The 6,408-nt window shown below is 42.5% G+C and carries 6 protein-coding genes; all 6 read left to right on the forward strand.

Annotation, left to right across the window (positions count from 1 at the left end; genetic code table 11):
- Positions 1-151: 151 nt before the first annotated feature.
- Positions 152-1,069, forward strand: coding sequence for an oxidoreductase (locus B3C94_RS21915; RefSeq protein ID WP_293907787.1), 918 nt, complete (start codon positions 152-154; stop codon positions 1,067-1,069).
- A gap of 10 nt (positions 1,070-1,079) precedes the next feature.
- Entirely contained in the window at positions 1,080-2,054 is a 975-nt protein-coding gene (locus B3C94_RS21920; RefSeq protein WP_293907789.1) for an SDR family oxidoreductase, read from the forward strand.
- Between the two features lie 29 nt (positions 2,055-2,083).
- Complete coding sequence (locus B3C94_RS21925; protein WP_293907791.1) at positions 2,084-2,887, forward strand: helix-turn-helix domain-containing protein; 804 nt, start codon at positions 2,084-2,086, stop codon at positions 2,885-2,887.
- Positions 2,888-3,282: 395 nt separating this feature from the next.
- Positions 3,283-3,756 carry a Dps family protein gene (locus B3C94_RS21930; protein ID WP_293907793.1) on the forward strand — a complete coding sequence of 158 codons (474 nt, stop codon included), beginning with the start codon at positions 3,283-3,285 and terminating at the stop codon, positions 3,754-3,756.
- Positions 3,757-3,827: 71 nt separating this feature from the next.
- Complete coding sequence (locus tag B3C94_RS21935; protein WP_293907796.1) at positions 3,828-4,523, forward strand: LytR/AlgR family response regulator transcription factor; 696 nt, start codon at positions 3,828-3,830, stop codon at positions 4,521-4,523.
- 82 nt (positions 4,524-4,605) lie between these two features.
- Positions 4,606-6,408 (forward strand): ATP-binding protein (locus B3C94_RS21940; protein ID WP_293907797.1); only part of this gene is annotated, 1,803 nt, incomplete at its 3' end.

A 6,408-nucleotide genomic window follows, 5' to 3' on the forward strand; every position in this document is an offset into this window, starting at 1 on the left:
ACAGCATTGGAACGGAACGAATTCTGGTACAACATCACAAACCTTAGGAATAGAACGGAAAGGTGAACTCCACAACAAAGAAAATTTGAACTTCACAACAAAACGGCGTAACAGTTATTCCACGAATTTTGTAGAAGAATAAAAACAAAGTATGATGTGGACAAAAAATAATATACCTGATTTATCAGGGAAAATAGCAATCGTGACGGGATCAAACACGGGCATAGGGTTTGAAACAGCAAAAGCATTGTTTGAAGCAGGAGCACAGGTGACTATCGCTGCACGAGATGTGCAAAAAGCAAAAAATGCGATCCAAAAAATCCAATCCGACACGGCTGGGACGGGAACATTGGACTATGGAAAACTCGACCTCGCAAACACTGGACAGGTTCGGGAATTTGCAGATCATTTTATACAGAAGCATACAAAGCTGGATATACTCATCAACAATGCCGGAGTAATGGTGCCTCCAGCTGCTAAAACAGATGATGGATTTGAATTGCAGTTCGGTGTAAACTTTATGGGCCATTTTGCGCTGACAGGATATTTGCTGCCGCTGCTTAAGCAGACCGCCAACGCCCGGGTAGTGACTCTTTCCAGCGGGGCGGCTACTTTGGTGGATAGCATAGATTTTGACAACCTCAGATTGGAAAAGAGCTATGATGAGTGGCGTGAATATGCGGTGAGCAAGCTGGCAGATATCTTGTTTAGCTATGAGCTGGACAGAAGATTCAGGGATGCTGCTCTACCAGCGATTGCTGTGGCGGCGCACCCGGGTGTTACGCGTACCGATTTACAGCGGAATATACCGGGTGAAAATCTGGAAGGCATGTTTGCTGCATTTGATCAGGTGATGGAGCCATGGCAGGGAGCCCTGCCCAGCTTATTTGCAGCGACAGATGCATCGGTTGAAGGTGGGAAATTTTACGGCCCGGATGGTCCAAAAGAATATGCGGGATATCCGGCCCTGTCAAACCATCATACCGCAGCGATGAACGATGAAGCGCTTGCCAAAAGGCTCTGGAAATATGCAGAGAACGCCATACAATTGACCTACGAATTCAAATAATTGATCCGAAATGAACAATCAAACAGTTTTAGTAACCGGTGGTACCGGATTTTTAGGCGTGAATACTATTCTTGCTCTACTTGAGCAGGGATTTACGGTAAGAACAACACTGCGCACGCTTTCCCGCAAGAACGAAATCTTGGATGCCCTGAGCGAAGGCGGCATCAGCACTTTTGATCAGCTGTCTTTTTATCAGGCCGATCTGCTTTCCGACAGCGGTTGGAATGAAGCGGCGCAGGGATGTGACTATGTCCTGCATGTGGCCTCGCCATTTGTCGCCGAGCAGCCCAAAGATGAAAACGAGCTGATTATCCCTGCAAGAGAAGGAACGTTGAGAGCGTTGAAAGCCGCGAAAAGGGCAGGCGTCAAACGTGTCGTGCTCACATCCTCTTTTGCTGCGATCGGTTATAGCATTGATCCCAAAAATCATGTTTTTACGGAGCTCGACTGGACCGATGAAAATGCACCGATACAGGCCTATATAAAGTCAAAAACTATTGCAGAAAAGGCCGCTTGGAAATTTATGGAGGATGCAGCCACCACTATGGAGTTAACGGTCATCAATCCCGTTGGAATTTTTGGCCCCATCCTCGGCGGCATTTCCTCAGCCTCGCTGGATACTGTCGTTAAGGGTATTGTTGACGGAATCATCAAGGAAAATGCACCATTTACATTTGGTGTGGTAGATGTACGCGATGTCGCTGATATCCATATCAAAGCGATGTTACACCCTGAAGCGGCCGGACAGCGATTTCTAGCAACTTCGGAAGGGGCAATGTCTTTTTATGATGTAGCCGAACTGATCAAAAAAGAACGCCCCCAACTGGCCGGAAAAATTGCGACCTTGCAGCCTACGCCGCCCCAAGAGTATACGAAGATGTCCAACAAAAAAGCGACAGAAATGCTAGGTTGGCACCCCCGTGCGAAAGAGCAAGCGATACTTGCAAGCGTGGACAGTTTAACATTTAGTCAGGCACAGGATTAATCGCTAGGGATCAGTATATTTGGTAAACCATGAAAGTAAACAACATCAAATCCTGTCACCTCGGGCCGGAGATCTCTCCCGAAAACTATATACCCGAAAACTATTTTCTATACTTATTGAAGGGAGATATGAAGGCTTATGATGGCGAAAAAAACTACAGCATGAAACCGGGCGACTATTGTATCGCCCGGAAAAATCATTTGGTACGTTATACGAAATATAAGGACAATGATGAATTTGAAAAGATCATCATTACCCTGGATGAGGAATTCCTGAAGCGCTTTCTTGAACGGCATGTTTATGAAATCCGGCCATCAGCCATCGGCGACGCCTTTATTTTTATACCAGAAAATAAGCTCATCAAGAATTTTATAACATCCTTGGAACCGTATTATACCGGCGATCTGGAGATCAGCGCAGATTTTGTTGACGTCAAGAGAGAGGAATTACTGATTATTCTGTTGAAATCGAATCCTGACCTCATTCATATATTGTTCAATTTCTCATTACCTGACCGGATTAATTTAAAGGAATACATGAACAAAAATTTCAGGTTTAACATCAGCCTGGAAAAGTTTGCATTTTTTACGGGGAGGAGCCTATCGACCTTCAAGCGGGATTTCCAGCGTATATTCGGGATGGCTCCGGGCACCTGGCTCAAGAAAAAAAGATTGCAGGAGGCCTATTTTCAAATTGCCGAGCAATCCAGAAAGCCGAGTGATGTCTATCTCGAAGTAGGGTTTGAAGATCTCTCGCATTTTTCTTTTGCATTCAAGAAAGAATTCGGAAAGACGCCAAATGAGATAGCAAAGCCCGTGTCAAATCGGATTTAATAACGAGTAACAAAAGTCCAACTAAAATCCAGCTGGCTGTCAGGTTTAACCAAAAAACCTTCCCTAGGCATTTCTTCTAAAATGCCGTTCTTGATGCTGAAATAATCGTTAAGGAAACCACCAGATTACATAAGAACACTTACGAACACCCTGAGCGTAAAAAACAGAGTGCCACTGCGCGTTTTGCCGAGGACTTCACCCATCATCGCCTCAACGATTAATATTCCCTTTTTAACGATACTTTATGCCCGTCCGATGGATAGTGAATTCGGCGGACGGTAAATAGGCCTAGATTTATAGCAGTAAAATAAAACAACAATTTAAAAAACAGTATTATGGAAATTATTCAAACTCCAGAAAACGCATAATTATCAAACACTCAAATTATAAATAACATGAAGGCAAACATTGGAATAAACGAAGCAAGCACAGATGCTGTTGCTGCACAATTGGCAAAATTATTGGCTGATGAAACTGTTCTTTATATCAAGACCCGAAATGCACACTGGAACGTTACGGGAGACAATTTTCACGCAAACCACCTTTTCTTTGAGGAGCAGTACAAGCAGTTGGACAAACTTATTGATAGCGTTGCAGAACGCCTGCGTAAAATCGGGCATTATGCACCAGCAACGATGAAGAGTTACTTGGAACTGACACACCTTACAGAGTATAGTGACAGGACAAATGATGGTCTTGGCTACATGAAAGACCTATTGGCAGACCACGAAAGTATCATTGAATTTTTACGTGGAAATATTACACCTTTTGCCGAGGTATATAAAGATTATGGAACCAGCGACTTCATTACGGGACTGATGGAAAGCCACGAGGAGATGGCGTGGATGATCCGTTCCTATTTTAGATAGGGGCTATTGGTTAGCGATAAAAAAAGAAAGTAATAAGTATATTTGTCATATTAACATATATACTTATTACTATGAAAGCTCTGATTGTTGACGATAATGATATTGCAAGAACGACCTTAGCCCATTTGGCAAAGCAGGTTCCGGACCTTACCATCGTGCAGGAATTTTCAAACGCTATGGAGGCCTACCATTTTATTCAGAAGAACGAGGTTGACCTGCTCTTTCTGGATATTGAAATGCCTGAAATGACAGGTATTGAGCTTACCAAAAGTTTATCGGGAAAAGATACAATCATCATTTTCACTTCCTCCAAAAAGGAATATGCGATCGAGGCTTTTGAGCTTAATATCGCGGATTATATTTTAAAGCCCATTTCTCCTGTCCGGTTTTTACAGGCCGTGGAGAAAGCCCAGTCAATCCTGGATAGCAGAAAAGACAATGTGCATATCAGCAATGATGAATTTTTGTTTGTCAGAGATGCTAATGTGACAAGGCGCCTGAAGCTTGAAGATATCTTTTACGCTGAGGCAATGGGTGATTATGTGAAATTTTATACAAAAGAAAAGATGTTTGCCATTCATGGCAAGATGAAAACCGCAGAGGAGCGTTTACCAAAAAACGACTTTATCAGAGTACATCGGTCCTACATAATATCCGTCAGTAAAATAGATACGTTACAGGATGGTGGTATTATTATAAATGGCCAGTTTATCCCTGTAGCAGATGCCTATCGAAAGGCTCTTAATACAAGAATGAATGTATTTTAGCTGTAAACTGCTGTTATTCTCGTCCTGATCCATGAAGCAGCCAAAACCTTCTTAGCTTTTATATATGACAAAAAACTCTGTAATGAACAGTAAACGGTTTAGCTATTTTATAATTCTGACATTTATTGCGGGAACAGTACTACTGATCGCGGTGCAGTTTAATTCGGCCAGCAATACAAAGGCGCTGATTCAGAATAATAACACACTTTTGGCTGAGCTACGTGCAAGTAATCATCTTCGCGAGATCGATCGCGATATCCTTGGCGTGGAAAGTCGGATCAGGGCATCGATAGCAACGAATGATACGACCCATCTGGAAGGTATCGATAAAAAGATAAATCAGATTGAGAATTTCCTGGATTCCTTGTCCAGAGATAATTCCGATCCTGTGGAAGAAAAGCTGATACAACGGCTAGGCGTCCTTGCAATGGACAAAAAAATAGTCCGGGATCAGCTTTTGGCACGGTATGATTCTCTTGGCAACATGGATGATCCAACTTCGATTGCCAATCCAGGAGCCCGAATTATTTCCAATGAAATTACAGCAATCACGGCTAAGATCTATAAAAGTAGGCAATTGCTCATGAGTGAACTCAGCTTGCAGAGTGAAGAAATGGGCAGAAAAGCAAGGCTATACGATATTTCCCTATTGGTTTTATTGATTTTGAGCGGTTCGGTAGTAGGTTTCCATATCCTACGCCAGTTCCGCCGGCAACGTGTGCTGATCGAGGAATTGGACGCTGCGGAAAAAAAAGCCTCTATTGCCGCGCAGACCAAAGAGAACTTCCTTGCTAATATGAGTCATGAGATAAGGACTCCGCTCAGTGGAATCCTTGGTTTTACCAATCTACTTCAAAAAAGAGCGCTGGATGAGACATCTTCCGAATTTGTATCATCCATTCAGCGATCCGGCGAGAATTTAATGACGATCATAAATGATATACTTGATCTTTCCAAAATAGAAGCCGGAATGATGCGTATTACTGTTGGGACATTTAGTATCAGTGGCTTATTAAATTCTGTAGAAACCTTCTTTACTGGAAGGGCTAAAGAAAAGGGACTATTGATTTCAAGTAAGATCGACAAGTCGATTCCAGATACACTAATGGGGGATGCTACGAGGCTAACTCAGATTTTGGTCAACTTGATCGGTAATGCCATTAAATTTACCAAACAGGGCAGTATCCATATCGAAATTTATCAAAAGGACAGAAGCGAGAAGGAAGTAGTGGTTGGATTTATCATCACTGATACGGGAATTGGAATTGACAAGGAAAAACTCAGTGAAATATTTGACCGTTTTAATCAAGGCGAAGATTCTATTACCCGCAATTATGGCGGAACAGGTCTGGGATTGTCTATTGTGAAAAATCTGATTCTATTGCAACATGGTGATATCGAGGTTCAGAGTGAGCAGGGAAGAGGGACGACTTTTAATTTTTTTATTCCTTATGGCATAGCACAGGAGCAGTTGTTAGTCGCTTCGGTGGTCGATACCGATTATTATAAAGACCATTCAAATTTACCACTTCATATTTTAGTCGTTGATGATAATATGATGAACCAAAGTCTGATGAAGCATATGCTGGGGCAATGGAATGTTGATTTCGGAATTGTTTCCAATGGACTGGAGGCCATTGAATATTTGAAAACCGAACATTGCGACCTTGTGTTGATGGATTTGCAGATGCCCCAAATGGACGGTTATGCTGCAACGCAGCACATCAGGGAAGTATTACAATTGGATATTCCGATCATTGCCATGACTGCGCATGCTCTGGCAGGTGAACGGGAAAAATGTCTTACCAGAGGAATGGATGAATATATTTCTAAACCTATTAACGAGGGGGAGCTGTTTAAACTTATTTCACATTTTGGGCTAGGG

This window comes from Sphingobacterium sp. UBA5670, assembly GCF_002420705.1.
Taxonomy (GTDB): Bacteria; Bacteroidota; Bacteroidia; order Sphingobacteriales; family Sphingobacteriaceae; genus Sphingobacterium.